Genomic DNA, 15716 nt, shown 5'->3' with positions numbered 1-15716 from the left:
AGCTGATTTAAAAATAAATCAGCTTCTTTTTATAAGATTAAACTAAGTTTAATACAGTTACTTTTTCACGTGTCATAGACTCAAGGCTCTTACGAATACCTTGTGCGCCCATACCTGAACCTTTTACACCGATGAATGGGAAGTGATCAGGGCCGCGCTCTGTACGTCCGTTAATTTGAACAGAACCAGTTTCGATTTTGTTAGCAATTGCAAATGCTTTGTTAATGTCTTTTGTAAAGACACTTGCTTGTAAGCCGAACTCTGATTTGTTAGCAATTTCAATTGCTTGCTCGTCTGAAGAAACACGGATGATTGGAAGGATTGGGCCAAATGGCTCTTCCCAAGCAACTTTCATTTCTTCTGTTACGTGGTCGATTAATGTTGGGTAAATTAAGTTACGCTCACGTTTGTTACCGATAACGATTGTAGCACCTTTTTCAACAGCATCGTCAACTAAGCCTTGAACGAAGTCAGCAGACTTGTCGTCGATTAATGGAACGATTGTGCTGTCTTGTTCTGGAGATCCAACTGATAGTTCAGCTACTTGCGCTTTTAATAAGCTAACAAGCTCGTCCGCTACGTTTTCGTGTACAAGTACACGTTTAATAGCTGTACAACGTTGACCAGAGTAAGAGAATGCACCGCTTACGATATGGTTTGCAGCATCTTGTAAGTCAGCATCTTCACGAACGATACCAGGATCTTTACCACCAAGTTCTAATACAAGTGGAATCATTGAAGCTTTTTTCGCTAAATGTTTACCTGTGTTTGTACCACCTGTGAACGATACCATATTGACGCCTTCGTGTTCTACTAAGTAGTCACCAATTACAGAACCGCGTCCTGTAGCTACGTTTACAAGACCTTTTGGAAGGCCGGCTTTGTGAAGTGCTTCAACCATTTTAATACCACTAATTGCACCTTGAGTTGCTGGTTTGAAAATAACAGCGTTACCCATAATTAATGCTGGTGCAAGTTTTGCAGCAGATAAGTTTACTGGGTAGTTAAATGGTGCGATTGCTAATACAACACCAAGTGGTGCGCGTTGGATGATCGCAAGTTTCGATTTCGTTCCGCCAGGGAAGCTATCGCCCATCATGCTTTCTCCGTGCATATGTAAAGCTTCTTCGATCGTGTAACGAATGAAGTCAGCTGTACGAACAACTTCTTTCTTCGCATCTTTATAGCCTTTACCGACTTCTTTCATAATGATATCGGCAATTTCATCCTGCATATTTACGAGCTCATCAGCCCATTTATATAAGTATTTTGCGCGATCTTGTAGGGAAGCTTCAGCCCATGATTTTTGAGCTTCTTTTGCAGATGCAATTGCTTCATCTACTTCTCCGCGAGTAATTGCTTGTACTTGTCCAATTACTTCGTGTAAGTATGGAGATGGAATTTCGATTGTTTCTCCTGAAGAGCTTTCTCTCCATTCTCCGTCTAAATAAAATTTGTACGTATTGCTAGTTGTCATGATTAGTCCTCCTAAAATAGCAACTTGTAAGAGTGAGTATAAGGTGATTGTAGGGGGTTTGATAACATTTTTCAAATGAAATGTTTGTGAAAACGATTTCTTATTCTTTTTTTATTTTGTATGCCCTTTCTTACAGAACATTCTTTTATTTCAAACTGGTTTATTATGTCATGAACCATTTGCATTTTCGTGCATTTTACTTTATGTGTAAAAAAACAATTGACAGAATACTCAATAAAGTTGTAAGATTATAAATGGAAAATAAATGAAGGGGGTGTGCGTAATGATTGTAATCGTAAATGTAATGAGCTTAGCTCTGTTAAATGGCAGAAAACATTTATATCATTACGCAACCCGTGCGGATATATAGGGCATCTTTGTCTTATAAAAAGCGTACGTTGCGTATATCGTAACGTACGCTTTTTATGCATTCCTGTGCATATCGTCAAGCGGCGGTATGCTTTTTTTTGTTTATTTTCCATGTTACTATATAAAATTTTGGAAGGTGGAAAAATGTGATGAGATTGTATGGGTTACGAAATGTAAATGTGATGGGTTTGGATAGCGGATAAAGAAATGAGAAGTAAACGAGAACGAGAAGGGAGAGGTTACATTGTTATCAGTATTACTAAAGTTAAAATGGTTTTTTAAAGAGCACTGGAAGAGATATAGTATTGCCATTGGAGCTCTTTTAATTGTGAATATAGTTGAAGTTATTCCCCCGAAAGTGTTAGGGGTTACGATAGATAACATAAAAACAGGAACGTTATCGAACGAAGCAATTATGCAATCTATTCTCATTTTAATAGGGGTTACGATCGTTGGATATGGCCTCACTTTCGTATGGCAACATCAATTGTTTGGCGGTGCATTTGTACTGGAGAAAACGATGCGCTCTAAATTTATGGGGCATTTACTTAAGATGACGCCGACTTTTTATCAAAAAAATCGTACTGGCGATTTAATGGCGAGAGCAACGAATGATTTAAAAGCAATCGCTATGACAGCTGGTTTTGGTATATTAACGCTCGTGGATTCTAGTTTATATATGCTTACGATCGTTTGTATGATGGGTTTTACAATTAGTTGGGAGCTTACATTTGCAGCGCTTATACCACTTCCAATTATGGCGTATGCGATGAATATATATGGAAAGAAATTGCATGAAAGATTTACAGTTGCGCAAGATGCGTTCGGTGATATGAATGATAAAGTGCTTGAATCAATCGCTGGTGTGCGCGTTATTCGTGCATACGTACAAGAGAATGCAGACGAGGAAAGATTTCATCATTTAGGAGATGACGTCTACGAAAAAAATATGAAGGTAGCGAGAATTGATGCATTATTCCAACCAACTGTGAAAATGCTTGTCGGTCTTAGTTATTTAATCGGTTTAGTGTACGGTGCATACCTTGTGTTCCAGTCAAAGGTGACGCTTGGTGAACTCGTTTCTTTTAACGTGTATTTAGGGATGATGATTTGGCCGATGTTTGCAATTGGTGAATTAATTAATGTTATGCAAAGAGGAAATGCTTCGCTTGACCGTGTGAATGAAACGTTAGCGTATGAGCCAGATGTAAAGAATCCGAAACATCCAAAGCTTGTGCAAGAGCCGGATTATATTCAGTTTGATGATGTGTCTTTCTCATATCCTTCATCAACTGAAGAAAATTTAAAAAAGGTTTCTTTCACATTAAAGCAAGGAGAAACGCTTGGGGTTGTCGGAAAAACAGGAAGTGGGAAAACGACGCTTGTACGTCAACTTCTTCGTCAATATCCGCTTGGAGATGGAGATATTGCAGTCTCTGATGTGACGTTAGATAACATAGCGAATGAAAATGTACTCGGATGGATTGGGTATGTACCTCAGGAACATATTTTGTTCTCAAAAACAGCGAGGGAAAATATTTTATTCGGAAACCGAGAAGCGACTGAAGAAGAACTCGAGAAAGCGATTGAAATCGCGGCGTTTACAAAGGATTTAGAGTTTTTACCAGAAGGGTTAGAAACGCTCGTTGGAGAGAAAGGTGTTTCTTTATCAGGTGGACAAAAGCAAAGGATTTCAATTGCGCGAGCTGTTATTCAAAATCCAGAAATTTTAATTTTGGATGATTCTTTATCAGCTGTAGATGCTCGTACGGAAGCAGCGATCATTGAAAATATAAGAACGGAAAGAAGCGGAAAGACGACGATTATTACGACGCATCGTTTATCTGCAGTGCAACATGCGGATTGGATTCTCGTTATGGATGAAGGCGCAGTTATGGAAGAAGGTACGCATGCTCAGCTTATCCAGAGCGGAGGCTGGTATGCTGAACAGTTTGAAAGACAACAAGGTGAAAGTGAAAGTGCGGATAGTGGGGTGAAAATATGAACGTTTCAAAACGATTGTTTCAATACGCGATGAAAGTGAAAGGGACGATTTTTGCAGCGATGGCGATGTTATTTATTTTCGTCATTGCAGAGCTTGCTGGTCCTTTCGTCGCTAAAACGATGATTGATGATCATATCGTCGGGATAGAGAAATCTTGGTATGAAACAGAAAAGAGTGAAGAAGCTGTTTCATATAATGGCGCGTTTTATAAGCGAAGTGATCGCTTTGAACAAGGCGAGACAAAAGGTAAAGAAGTACGCGTAATGCAAGTCGGTTTTCAATATTACTTTGTACCGAATAAAGTGAATATTGAAGGATCACGTACTGTAAAAGGGGATATGATTACCGTTCAAAATGGTAAGGCGGTGCAAGTGTATAAAGCGAAGGCATTAACGAAAGAAGAAGTGTTTGCGTTTTATAAACCAGAAATAAACCGTCTATTATTACTTGGTGGTGGCTATTTCGCTTTATTAGTAGTTGTATCATTATTTGCATACGGAAAGCAGTTCTTTTTGCAGAAGGCAGCGAACAAAATTATTCAAATTATGAGGGAAGATGTTTTTTCTCATATTCAAACGTTGCCGATTCGGTACTTTGATCATTTACCGGCGGGGAAAATTGTTTCGCGCGTGACGAATGATACAGAGGCCATTCGTGATTTATATGTAACGGTACTTGCAACATTCGTTTCTAGTATCATCTATATTATTGGGATATTTGCTGCACTATTTTTACTAGATGTGAAGCTCGCTTCACTATGTTTATTAATTATCCCAATTTTAATTGTTTGGGCGATTCTTTATAGAAAATACGCGTCTGTATACAATCATAAAATGCGCTCTCGTTTATCTGATATTAACGGAACAGTGAATGAATCCATTCAAGGGATGCCAATTATTCAAGCGTTCCGTCAAGAGCGTGAAACGAAAAAAGAATTTGAAGAATTAAATGGCGATTATTTTAAGTATCAAAATAAAATTTTAAATTTAAATGCAGCAACTTCGCATAACTTAGTAGCCGTATTAAGAAATATCGCTTTCACAGGAGTGATTTGGTATTTCGGAGGTGCGTCATTAAGTGCTACAGGTATTATTTCACTTGGGGTACTGTATGCGTTCGTCGATTATTTAACACGATTATTCTCGCCAATTACGAATATGGTGAACCAGCTTGCCAACTTAGAGCAAGCGCGCGTTGCATCAGAACGTGTCTTTGAATTGTTAGAGGAAAAAGGGGAAGCGGTAGAAGAAGAACGTATGCCTCGTTTAAAAGGAAATGTAAAATTTGATAATGTATCATTTTCTTATAATGGAAAAGATGAGGTGTTAAAAAATATTTCTTTTGAAGCGAAACAAGGCGAGACAGTGGCACTTGTCGGTCATACTGGATCAGGAAAAAGTTCTATCATGAATGTACTCTTTCAATTTTATGAGTTTGAAAAAGGAAGGCTTACGATTGATGGTCACGATGTAAGAGAAATGCCGAAACAAGCAACTCGTGAGCATATGGGAATCGTATTGCAAGACCCGTTTTTATTTAGCGGGACGGTCGCTTCCAATGTAAGCTTAGAGAACGAAAAAATTTCAAAAGAGCGTATCATAAAAGCATTGCATGATGTTGGTGCTGAAAGATTTGCAAACAATATAAATGAAGAAATTACAGAAAAGGGAAGTACGCTTTCCACTGGAGAACGTCAGCTTATTTCATTTGCTAGGGCGCTTGCTTTTGATCCAGCTATCTTAATTTTAGATGAAGCAACGTCTAGTATTGATACAGAAACAGAGGCGATGATTCAACAAGCACTAGAAGTTGTGAAAAAAGGAAGAACGACATTTATTATTGCTCACCGTCTTTCAACGATTAAAAGCGCAGATCAAATTATTGTGCTCGATAGAGGAACGATTTTGGAAAAAGGGTCTCATGATGAACTAATGAAAAAGCGTGGGCGTTATTATGATATGTATAAAACGCAAATGGAAGGCAATCAGAGTGCTTAATAGGTATGGAGGAGAACTTGTGATTTTCACAAGTTCTTTTTTATTGATGAACATGTCGACTCTTTAGCGAATTACGACAGTTAAATAAGAAGTATTGTTTTACCTTTTTCTTTATAAATGCTATATTAAAAAATGTTACTTATTTTTTGTATGTAGCGTTATTTTTCCCTTTTGTTTGATTATGAAGAAAAAGGATAAACTAAATAAGAACATTTTCATTGAAAAATTGTTCAAGATTGCATACAATCAATATAGTTTTTAAATTCCTATCAGAATACTTGGAGGATTACAATCATGAAGAAATTATTTTCAGTGCTTGCAGTAACTACATTAGCGATCGGGATTGTAGCCGGCTGCGGTAAAGAAGAGAAAAAAGATACAGCTAGTCAAGATGCGTTACAAAAGATTAAACAAAGCGGTGAACTTGTAATTGGTACAGAAGGTACATATCCACCATTTACGTTCCACGATTCAAGCAATAAATTAACTGGATTTGACGTTGAACTATCGGAAGAAGTTGCAAAACGTTTAGGTGTAAAGCCTGTATTTAAAGAAACACAATGGGATAGCTTACTTGCTGGCCTAGATGCAAAACGTTTCGATATGGTTGCGAACGAAGTTGGTATTCGTGAAGATCGTCAAAAGAAATATGATTTCTCTAAGCCATACGTTTCCTCTTCAGCGGCATTAGTTATTGCAAAAGATAAAGATAAGCCTGCTACATTTGCTGATGTAAAAGGGTTAAAAGGAGCACAATCTTTAACGAGTAACTATGCAGATATCGCTAAGAAAAATGGTGCGGAAATTATTGGTGTAGAAGGATTTAGCCAAGCGGCAGAATTATTAGCTTCAGGACGCGTTGATTTTACAATTAATGATAAGTTATCAGTATTAAATTATTTAGAAACGAAAAAAGATGCAAAAATTAAAATTGTAGATACAGAAAAAGAAGCTTCACAAAGTGGATTCTTATTCCGTAAAGGTAGCGATAAGCTTGTACAAGAAGTAGATAAAGCGTTAGAAGATATGAAAAAAGACGGTACGTATGACAAAATAACGAAAAAATGGTTCGGTGAAAATGTATCTAAGTAGTGCATTAGTTTCAGATCGATTGTCTACTTGGATAGATATTATGCAGACTTCCTTCATGCCTATGCTGAAGGAAGCTGTTTTTACAACAATTCCATTAACGCTTATTACATTTATTATCGGTCTTATACTTGCGACGTTAACAGCGCTCGCACGTATTTCAGGTAGTCGTATTTTACAATGGATTGCTCGTATCTATGTATCTATCATTCGCGGAACGCCACTTCTTGTACAGTTATTTATTATTTTCTATGGTCTTCCAACTCTTAATATTGAAGTTGAGCCATATACAGCAGCAGTTGTTGGATTTTCATTAAATGTCGGTGCATATGCATCTGAAATTATTCGTGCTTCTATCCTTTCCATTCCGAAAGGGCAGTGGGAAGCAGCTTATACAATTGGGATGACATATCCACAAGCATTAAAACGTGTTATTTTACCACAAGCAACGCGCGTATCAATCCCGCCGCTTTCGAATACATTTATTAGCTTAGTGAAGGATACTTCATTAGCATCGTTAATTTTAGTAACAGAAATGTTCCGAAAAGCGCAGGAAATTGCGGCGATGAACTACGAATTTTTAATTGTTTATTTTGAAGCAGGTCTTATTTATTGGGTTATTTGTTTCTTATTATCAATCGTACAACAGATGTTAGAAAAGCGTTCAGAACGCTATACGTTAAAATAATCCTTTTACAAAAGGAGTTTTTGTTTTTATGATTTCAATTCAACATTTACAAAAAAGTTTCGGAGATAATACCGTACTAAAGCATATAGATTTAACAGTTGAGAAGGGCGAGGTTGTTGTTATTATTGGGCCGTCTGGATCTGGTAAAACGACATTCTTGCGTTGTCTCAACGTACTAGAAACACCGGATGCTGGTAATATTAGCATCGGTAATAAAGAGCTTAATTTCGCTCAAAAAGTATCGAAGAAAGATATTGTAAATCTTCGTACACAAACAGGTATGGTCTTCCAGCACCATAACTTATTCCCTCATTTAACAGCACTTCAGAATGTAATGGAAGGGCTCGTTACAGTGAAAAAAGTAGGGAAAGAAGAAGCAAAGAAAAAAGCAAACTATTTCCTTGAAAAAGTTGGTTTAGCAGATAAAGTGGATTTATATCCGTTCCAATTATCAGGGGGACAACAACAGCGCGTTGGAATTGCTCGCGCGCTTGCGATGGAGCCGGAAGTGTTACTATTTGATGAACCGACGTCAGCACTTGATCCTGAACTCGTTCAAGAAGTTCTAAAGGTAATGAAAGAACTTGCTAAAGAAGGCATGACGATGGTTATTGTAACGCATGAGATGCGTTTTGCTCATCAAATTGCGAATCGCGTTATTTTTATGGATGGCGGTGTCGTTGTCGAACAAGGTACACCAGAAGATGTATTTACAAATCCAAAAGAAGAACGTACGAAGAAGTTTTTACAAATGCTTCAATAATTAAGAAAGGTCTCAAGGCATATGCCTTGAGACCTTTTTGCCATATATATTTATTTTTGGAATCCGCCAAGGCTTTGCTCAGCCATTGCAACTAGACGTTTTGTGATTTCTCCACCAACAGAACCGTTAGCACGAGCCGTAGAATCTGCTCCTAATTGTACACCAAATTCTTGAGCGATTTCGTACTTCATTTGATCGATTGCAGCTGTTGCACCTGGTACTACTAATTGATTTGAAGAATTTTGGTTTGCCATAGGAATATATCCTCCTTAGAGTTATAAAAATTTTTTTTGGTTGGACTAGCTGGAGTTGAACCAGATTATCGCCCCGGTTGGCGCTAATCCATCGGTAATTAAGTTTGTACTCATAGTATGGATGTTACCTAGAAAGATATACAAAATAATAATTTGTAAATTTTGTCAAAAAAACGTATTGATTTCGTAAATTATGAAATAAGAGTAATCGTTGTATTTTTAAGAAAACAGGCCAAACTAAGGAGGATATTAAATATAATTTTCTCATTGTAGCCTGCTACTTGTAGGCTAATCATTAGCTTCTTATTTATGATTTATTGAAATGAAATCGGTAGCAACTTCATAGTTCTATTTTTAAGTAGGGATGGAGTGAGTGACCGCTCCTATGCATGGGTAGGTGCTCTCTTCAATCTAAAAAAGAGAGGCTTTAAACGATAACGTATGGAGGAATCATGATGGGGATTTGCCCGCTTTGCAACGCATTAGAATCACAAACATATTCTTGTCAAAATTGCCAAAGTATACTCCAAGATTATGGGAAGTCTGTAGATTACATAGACGATTATAGTGCCTATATGGATCAAGAATTATTAAGTGCAGTAGATGGTTTAACGCATAATAATTCAAATGAATATTGCAATCATGTTTTTTATTGCGGAGTATGTAACGTGGAAACTGAGGTTGTAGTGAAACTTGTGTAAATAGAAAACTTCCACCTTATTATCTAGGTGGAAGTTTTTGTTTTTGTATTTGTGAGTGAATCATAGGAGAAGGGATATGTTCGGTGTTTGATGAAGCCCCTGATTTTATTTGAGACATTTTTTCTTTTGTATCACGTAAAGAATGTTCAGTTAAGTAGACGGCATATTCGTAAAATAACTGGCGCGTCAGTTCACTTTGCTCTTTTAATTTTTTATCTTGGAATACAGTTCGCCCAGGTTTAGAGTTGGCTTCAAAGAGCCACGGATTTTCCTTTGTGTCTAAACCGATATCAAAACCGATTTCTCCAATATTTCCGGTTACTTGTTCATCGAGCGCGTAACTTATTTGTAAGGCAGTATGTTTTAATTTATTTTCAATTTGAACTTGTTTCGTTGAATCTGGAAAAAGCTCTTGTAGCAATTTTGTATCACCGCCGCTATTTACGTGCGTTGTTAAACTGCCTTTGCCGGCAATTTTGGCGACGATTGCACTAACTATCCAATTACCGAAATGATTTTTATTTGTATGAATGCGGAAATCAACAGGTTGCCCATCGAAGCGAAGTAACGAAATACCTTGCTGTACGATAAACTTTTTTAAATCATGTCCTTTTAATACGTGGTTTAGAAGAGTTTCTAATGATTGATACTTTCTTAGTTTATTTTCTTCATTTTCGCGATAACGACAGTAGTAGCAATTCTCTGTTTGAGAATAAAATATTTGATGAATATTTCTACCAAAGCTCCCGTGTATTGGTTTCATGTACACAGATTTATACGTGCCAAGAAACCGTTCTACTTGTTCAAAATGCTGAAATGCTTCTGTGTTTGGTAATAAGGGTCTAATTGATTCGTCTTTCATAAGAAGTTGATGAACTTCCCATTTGTTGAAAAAACCTGGGTTAAACCATGGAATGGAGTAGTCTTGTTCTAACTTTCTTTTTGCTCTGACGATTGGTTTATAATTTTCCGCTTGTCGATTCGGTAATCGATCGTAAATGACATTTGGTAAAGGGACCTTTTTCTTTATCCATTGTTTCTCTTGAAAGAAATATCCTTCAATCGTTTCTTCTTCCCAGTTTATATGTTGAACGCCAAAGACGAATACGAACGGTCGTAATGAGAATGGTGGTGTTAACAACTCACTGAGAGCAATTGAACGATTTCCTAAAGGGTTAGAAGAATCATCGTTAAAGCCAGTTGTAAAAATGCCGATTAATGGTCCGAAAATAATTGTTTGGTTTTGTGTGAATGCATGAATAGTAGTGGATTGAGGTAGTAAAAGTTTTTCGGCAATATGTTTTCCGATAATAATTTCGCGAGTAAAGGAATAATGAATTTTCACCTCTTCACTTGCAAGGTGACGTATACCGAAGGAGAGGGATGTAATAGGTGGTGTAATAGAAAAAACGTAAGGTAAAGTAATGCTATTTGGATGTTCATCTGAAATGTTTAATGTATATATATGTTCTTTCAAAATAGGTTTACCTCCTTTCATTATGGTGTAAAGCGACTGAATTTAAGTGGTCCATGAAATATCTTTTCAGCTAATGAATCACTATGACGAATGTATTGTTCGTAAGAAGGGATCGTGTTGACATACATAAGCCAGATTGCACCTTTTTGATCCATAATTGTGGAAAGTTCTAGTTCAAATAACGAAGAATAAGACTGATCTAGTGTTTGGAATACTTCATTTATAATGTCATGTAAAGCGTCGTGCAATAGTTGCACACCCGTACTAGATAGTACGTATTTAATTTTTGAAAATGAATGCAATGAATCATCGTCCGTTGCTGAGGGTAAAAGTTGATTAGGAAATGAGCTTTTTTGTATAAATTGACCGATAACAGTCCAAGTTTGTTCTTTGTTTTTTTGCAAAATGGTTCGAATGTGGAGTGGATATGTTAATTGATTTGGTGGTTGTAGCATAGTGTGCGCTATGTAACGGGATGAACGTATGTTAGATTTACACCAAGATATAAATTCGTCTGTCCGTTTGATTGTAATAGAAGTATGGTATTTTTCATTTACTGTATCGATATAAAACGTTTTATTTTTGTAAGCAATTCGATATAAGTTATCCTTAGAATGTATATTAGTGGGGCGTATAATAATATCTTTAGTTTTTAACAACAGTTTGAAAATGTTTTGTATCGTTGCAATTTCAAATTTTGGTATATAAGGAGACAGTTTTTTATTAGTGAGAAATAAATCATGTAGTTCACTTAAATTAATAAGTGTGTTATTTAAAAAGGTAGTGGAAGGACGATTGTGCAAAGAGTGAATAATTGATTTTGCTTTTTCAAAGTCTGTTTCCTCGTGAAAAGAATAACGATCATATATATAAGAAGGAATAGGGAATGTTTGCTCTTTCCATTTTCCTGTATCTGTATCGTAAATAAGACCAGAAATAAGGTCTGTTTTAGGATCAATACAAAATGGCGTAAACTGGGCAACGACATTATGATAAAGCCGAGCGCGTTTAGCGATTTCGGTGTAATACGTTTGTTCGTAATGAAATTTAGAAGCTAAAAGACCGAGAACCAACGAAATCACTCCTTTACTACTATTTGCATAATAGGCGAAGCTATATATTGCAAATACGTTTTTATACCATTATACTTTTGTCCGTATGATGATATGCTATAGTTTTGGAGAAGTGAAAGGTTGATTGTAATGAATATATGGTTAAATATGTTAACGACGACAGGACTCGGAGCAATTATTGGGGGATATACGAATCATTTAGCGATAAAAATGTTATTTCGTCCTCATCGTCCTATTTATATCGGAAAGTTTCAAGTTCCATTTACACCAGGGTTAATTCCGAAGCGTCGTGATGAACTTGCTGTTCAATTAGGAAATATGGTTGTAGAACATTTGTTAACACCAGAAGGAATTGGAAAAAAGCTAACAAATGAAGAGTTTCAAAAAGGTTTAATTCACTGGGCGCAAGTGGAAGTGGATAAAGTAATTACGAATGAACAATCACTGCGACATATGTTAGAAAAATGGAATGTAGCGCATGTAGAAGAAGAAGCGACTCGAAAAATCGAACATGTGATTACAGAAAAAATTCATGCATTTTTAGCAGAGTATTATACATATACATGGGAACAGGCTTTACCTCATTCTGTAAATGAAAAAGTAGAGAATGCGATTCCGAATGTCTCGGCGTTTATTTTAGAGCGAGGAATTAGCTTTTTTGAAAGTGAAGAAGGGAAAGCACGTCTTTCAAAAATGATTGATGATTTCTTTGCTTCTCGCGGAACGCTACTTAACTTAGTCGGAATGTTTTTAGGAAATGTAAGTGTAGTGGATCGTGTGCAGCCAGAAGTTATTAAGTTTTTAGGTCAAGATGGTACAAAGCAGCTTTTAACTGACGTACTGCAAAAAGAGTGGGAAAAGTTAAAAGGAAGAGATGTAAAAGAATTAGAAGCATTTGTAGAGAAAGAAATGATTGTAAGCTCCGTGCTGTCAGCAGTTAAAGTAGAGGAAACAGTGAGTAAGTTTTTAAATCAATCTGTTCAGCAAGTATGTGAGCCGGTTCGAGAAACAATTATTGAAAAAGTGGTTCCAAGTGCAGTAAAGAAAGGCTTGAAGTGGGGAACAGAAAACGTAGAGAGTATACTAAATAATCTACACCTTGCGGAAATTGTCCAGCAAGAAGTGTCTACATTCTCAACAGAAAGATTAGAAGACTTAGTTCTGTCTATTACGAAAAACGAATTGAAAATGATTACGTATTTAGGAGCATTATTAGGTGGAATGATCGGACTCGTACAAGGATTGTTACTATTGTTTCTTAGATAATAAGGTGAGTACATAGAAATAAAAGTGAAATTTCTTCACATCTCTTGCATAGTTTGATATGGTAAGAAGAGGTGCGTATGTAAATGCACTGAAAAGGCAGTGCGTATGAAAAGCGCTAGCCTTCTAAAGGAGGAAAAATAAAATGACAAAGAACATTCATGATGTTGCATATGAATTACAAAAAGCAATCGCTGAAAACGAAGACTTCAAAACTTTAAAAGAGAGCTACGCAGCAGTTCAAGCTGACACAGCTTCAAAGAACTTATTCGATGAGTTCCGTACAATGCAACTTAGCCTACAACAAAAAATGATGCAAGGCCAAGAAATCACTGAAGAAGACAACCAACAAGCACAAGAAGTTGTAGCTCGCATTCAACAAGATGCTAAAATTACAAAATTAATGGAAACTGAGCAACGCCTAAACGTTGTAATCGGTGACGTTAACAAAATTATCATGAAGCCACTTGAAGAATTATATAGCGCGCAACAACAAGCGTAATAGTGGAAGACGCTCCTAGTTTAGGAGTGTCTTTTTTGTTTAGGGAATTTAATAGTTATACCACAAAAACTCCCTTTCAAAATAGCCATTTCTTATTGGTTATTTTGAAAGGGATATGTAACACATCTGTTAATTTTTTTATTGCTGTTAATTGAAGTTTTAATATTTTTTTCGTTCAAAAACGTTTCAATCTCTTTTTGTTTCCTCCCATTTATTTTCTCAAGGCGTTTTGTAAAAGAAAAATTGGCTTTGAATAAGTTACCATCTTGGGTGAGTTTGTCTAATTCTTGATCTAGCTCTACGAAAATATCCGTAGATGATGACATAAATGCATAGATTTCTTTTGAAGGTTTTTTATAATCAGTAGGTAAATTATTATTACTAATAAACTCATGGAAATTCATATCGTTTTGTTTCGCTAAATCAATTAGTTTTTGTAATTTTTCTCGGTCAGATTCCGTGAAATTCTTATCAGAATTTGTTGAAGCGAGAGGGATAATATTTTCAGATAACTCCCAACTATAATCTATATAATTTTTTATATTTTGTTTCATTTCGTCTTCACTAATAGTTTCGTTTTTCTTTGAGGAACTAAATATATTTTCTGGAACTTTAATAGCAACATCTTTAATAGATTGTACATCGTTTTCTTCCCTAGGTTGTACACTGTTTGAACAAGCTGATAGAAATAAAAGAGTAAGTAGCATGAGTGAATATAAAGTATATTTCTTCATTTTAATCTCCTTTTACATTCATTAGTGTCTTTGTAAAATAGCAATATTCCATTTCAAATACTTTACTAAAAGTGCATATAGATGTTTTACCATTTGATAAGATATGACGGATATGAGTAAACCGACGCAAAAAGCGATGAACACATTATAAACATCGGAATAACTAATTTGATGAAACCCTTTAAAGAATCCTAATCCTATTAATAAAATAGGCGAAATAATTAATACTGGCGTGGCAATGATAAGTGCTAGAAGAATCGGTAATAAAAAGAGTAGTACGAAAAAGGCGATAAAGATAAAGGCAAAGTTTAAAACACTTAAGCTCATAACAGAAAACAGTGCTGCCATAATATTTTTTAGGCTGCGTCTATTGTCAGCGTTACTTATTACATATGAAACAGTAAGTTCTTTAGCGATAGTTTTAGGGTTTCCTAGCTTTTTAGAAATTTCCTCTTCAGATATTCCATCTTGTTTACCACTAATAAAATGAGTTTCGTACTCCGAGATAATATCCTCCTTTTCTGAATTAGGCATATTCCGTAGGGAAGAACTAAGTTGTTCTAAAAATTCACTCTTGTTCATAACGATCACTTTCCTTTATAAAATGATGAATTATGGCTGAAAATCCTATCTTTTTTCTAAGCAGCACACACAATCTATATCTACTTTTTGAAAGGAGATATACTAATCGTGAATAACATTCCAAATAATGGGTATTCCATTATTTACAAATATATCACTTACTATTATTCTTTGCAAGGTACTATAAATTTATTAATAATGTGAATAGGTGGAAGTATTTTTGTGCATTTTTAGAAGAGATATAAAAATGTTATTTTAAGATAAACAAAAGGTTGTAAGCGCATTCTTTAAATCTTGTCAAAATAATGTCGAATTCATATTGTTGGAAAAATAATGCATTTGTAATATAATGATAAATGATACTTCACCAGCTTAATTAACTAGGTGAAATTAAAATCTTTATTACACAAATTATGAAACAAAGGGTAACTAACTGTTACGATTTATTTAACCAATTATAACGAAAGTTAATTAAATATATCAGTAAGCCCTGCTAGTCAAGTGATTGGCTAGTAGTGAGGGTTAACTGCGGGCAATCCCTAAAGCTGATTGAACTACAACGTGGCTAGAAATAGCGAGCGTGAATGTTGCGAAAGCAGAAAAAATCAATCAGATGATGCAAGGTTAAATCCTAAACATTAGAACAATGGGTCTTCCGCCTCGAATCATCTAAGTCAAAATGGATAGGATGAACGTTCAACGACTATCTCGTATAACTGACGAGAGTACATCACAAGCCTAT

14 protein-coding genes are annotated in these 15716 nt (G+C 35.7%); 8 read left to right on the top strand and 6 right to left on the bottom strand.

The window, feature by feature from the left end; translation table 11 throughout:
- Nucleotides 1–37 precede the first annotated feature (37 nt).
- Nucleotides 38–1477 (bottom strand): NADP-dependent glyceraldehyde-3-phosphate dehydrogenase, encoded by a 1440-nt coding sequence (gapN, locus tag CQ064_RS23875; protein ID WP_000213616.1) that lies wholly within the window; start codon nt 1475–1477, stop codon nt 38–40.
- A 613-nt stretch (nt 1478–2090) separates the two neighbouring features.
- Between gapN and CQ064_RS23855 the strand changes: the two genes are divergently transcribed.
- The 5 genes from CQ064_RS23855 (at nt 2091) to CQ064_RS23830 (ending at nt 8388) form a co-directional block, all read left to right on the top strand.
- Nucleotides 2091–3851: an ABC transporter ATP-binding protein gene (locus tag CQ064_RS23855; RefSeq protein WP_000953768.1), complete on the top strand. Its 1761-nt coding sequence runs from the start codon at nt 2091–2093 to the stop codon at nt 3849–3851.
- Nucleotides 3848–5848, top strand: coding sequence for an ABC transporter ATP-binding protein (locus CQ064_RS23850; RefSeq protein WP_001103086.1), 2001 nt, complete (start codon nt 3848–3850; stop codon nt 5846–5848). Before CQ064_RS23855 ends, CQ064_RS23850 begins: the two co-directional genes overlap by 4 nt.
- A 294-nt stretch (nt 5849–6142) precedes the next feature.
- Nucleotides 6143–6940, top strand: coding sequence for an amino acid ABC transporter substrate-binding protein (locus tag CQ064_RS23840; RefSeq protein ID WP_000732858.1), 798 nt, complete (start codon nt 6143–6145; stop codon nt 6938–6940).
- Nucleotides 6927–7625 (top strand): amino acid ABC transporter permease, encoded by a 699-nt coding sequence (locus CQ064_RS23835; RefSeq protein ID WP_000281501.1) that lies wholly within the window; start codon nt 6927–6929, stop codon nt 7623–7625. Before CQ064_RS23840 ends, CQ064_RS23835 begins: the two co-directional genes overlap by 14 nt.
- 28 nt (nt 7626–7653) lie before the next feature.
- The gene (locus CQ064_RS23830) at nt 7654–8388 is read left to right on the top strand and encodes an amino acid ABC transporter ATP-binding protein (RefSeq protein WP_000623599.1); all 735 of its coding nucleotides are present in this window, start codon (nt 7654–7656) and stop codon (nt 8386–8388) included.
- 50 nt (nt 8389–8438) lie between these two features.
- Here the strand turns inward: CQ064_RS23830 and sasP are convergent, their stop codons facing one another.
- Nucleotides 8439–8642 carry a small acid-soluble spore protein, SasP family gene (sasP, locus tag CQ064_RS23825; protein WP_000013339.1) on the bottom strand — a complete coding sequence of 68 codons (204 nt, stop codon included), beginning with the start codon at nt 8640–8642 and terminating at the stop codon, nt 8439–8441.
- A gap of 455 nt (nt 8643–9097) precedes the next feature.
- Here sasP and CQ064_RS23820 point away from each other — a divergent pair, with 455 nt between their 5' ends.
- Nucleotides 9098–9343, top strand: coding sequence for a hypothetical protein (locus tag CQ064_RS23820; protein ID WP_000510477.1), 246 nt, complete (start codon nt 9098–9100; stop codon nt 9341–9343).
- 19 nt (nt 9344–9362) lie between these two features.
- Here the strand turns inward: CQ064_RS23820 and CQ064_RS23815 are convergent, their stop codons facing one another.
- Together CQ064_RS23815 and CQ064_RS23810 are read right to left on the bottom strand one after the other, a co-directional pair.
- On the bottom strand, nt 9363–10820 hold the full coding sequence (locus CQ064_RS23815; RefSeq protein ID WP_000658108.1) for a YheC/YheD family endospore coat-associated protein: 1458 nt from the start codon (nt 10818–10820) through the stop codon (nt 9363–9365).
- A 20-nt stretch (nt 10821–10840) separates the two neighbouring features.
- On the bottom strand, nt 10841–11893 hold the full coding sequence (locus CQ064_RS23810) for a YheC/YheD family endospore coat-associated protein (protein ID WP_000242799.1): 1053 nt from the start codon (nt 11891–11893) through the stop codon (nt 10841–10843).
- A 129-nt stretch (nt 11894–12022) separates the two neighbouring features.
- On the opposite strand from CQ064_RS23810, the gene CQ064_RS23805 reads away from it, so the two are divergent.
- Both CQ064_RS23805 and CQ064_RS23800 read left to right on the top strand, forming a co-directional pair.
- Nucleotides 12023–13159, top strand: coding sequence for a DUF445 domain-containing protein (locus CQ064_RS23805; protein ID WP_002060818.1), 1137 nt, complete (start codon nt 12023–12025; stop codon nt 13157–13159).
- A gap of 142 nt (nt 13160–13301) precedes the next feature.
- Nucleotides 13302–13658 carry a YlbF/YmcA family competence regulator gene (locus CQ064_RS23800; RefSeq protein ID WP_000164614.1) on the top strand — a complete coding sequence of 119 codons (357 nt, stop codon included), beginning with the start codon at nt 13302–13304 and terminating at the stop codon, nt 13656–13658.
- 92 nt (nt 13659–13750) lie between these two features.
- Here CQ064_RS23800 and CQ064_RS23795 read toward each other — a convergent pair whose 3' ends face one another.
- Together CQ064_RS23795 and CQ064_RS23790 are read right to left on the bottom strand one after the other, a co-directional pair.
- Entirely contained in the window at nt 13751–14392 is a 642-nt protein-coding gene (locus CQ064_RS23795) for an NDxxF motif lipoprotein (RefSeq protein WP_000760975.1), read from the bottom strand.
- Nucleotides 14393–14413: 21 nt separating this feature from the next.
- Nucleotides 14414–14974, bottom strand: coding sequence for an HAAS signaling domain-containing protein (locus tag CQ064_RS23790; RefSeq protein WP_001042975.1), 561 nt, complete (start codon nt 14972–14974; stop codon nt 14414–14416).
- Between the last annotated feature and the right edge of the window lie 742 nt (nt 14975–15716).

The organism is Bacillus sp. MYb78, from assembly GCF_002975115.1.
Lineage (GTDB): Bacteria > Bacillota > Bacilli > Bacillales > Bacillaceae_G > Bacillus_A > Bacillus_A cereus.
The sequence above is the reverse complement of the archived record's forward strand: the minus strand, read 5'-3'. Positions and strand labels throughout refer to the sequence as shown.

Bases quoted from the DNA above. Each gene is read 5' to 3' on its own strand.
- gapN (WP_000213616.1), bottom strand. From the start codon at position 1,477: ATGACAACTAGCAATACGTACAAATTTTATTTAGACGGAGAATGGAGA.
- CQ064_RS23850 (WP_001103086.1), top strand. From the start codon at position 3,848: ATGAACGTTTCAAAACGATTGTTTCAATACGCGATGAAAGTGAAAGGG.
- CQ064_RS23840 (WP_000732858.1), top strand. From the start codon at position 6,143: ATGAAGAAATTATTTTCAGTGCTTGCAGTAACTACATTAGCGATCGGG.
- CQ064_RS23835 (WP_000281501.1), top strand. From the start codon at position 6,927: ATGTATCTAAGTAGTGCATTAGTTTCAGATCGATTGTCTACTTGGATA.
- CQ064_RS23830 (WP_000623599.1), top strand. From the start codon at position 7,654: ATGATTTCAATTCAACATTTACAAAAAAGTTTCGGAGATAATACCGTA.
- sasP (WP_000013339.1), bottom strand. From the start codon at position 8,642: ATGGCAAACCAAAATTCTTCAAATCAATTAGTAGTACCAGGTGCAACA.
- CQ064_RS23820 (WP_000510477.1), top strand. From the start codon at position 9,098: ATGGGGATTTGCCCGCTTTGCAACGCATTAGAATCACAAACATATTCT.
- CQ064_RS23805 (WP_002060818.1), top strand. From the start codon at position 12,023: ATGAATATATGGTTAAATATGTTAACGACGACAGGACTCGGAGCAATT.
- CQ064_RS23800 (WP_000164614.1), top strand. From the start codon at position 13,302: ATGACAAAGAACATTCATGATGTTGCATATGAATTACAAAAAGCAATC.
- CQ064_RS23795 (WP_000760975.1), bottom strand. From the start codon at position 14,392: ATGAAGAAATATACTTTATATTCACTCATGCTACTTACTCTTTTATTT.
- CQ064_RS23790 (WP_001042975.1), bottom strand. From the start codon at position 14,974: ATGAACAAGAGTGAATTTTTAGAACAACTTAGTTCTTCCCTACGGAAT.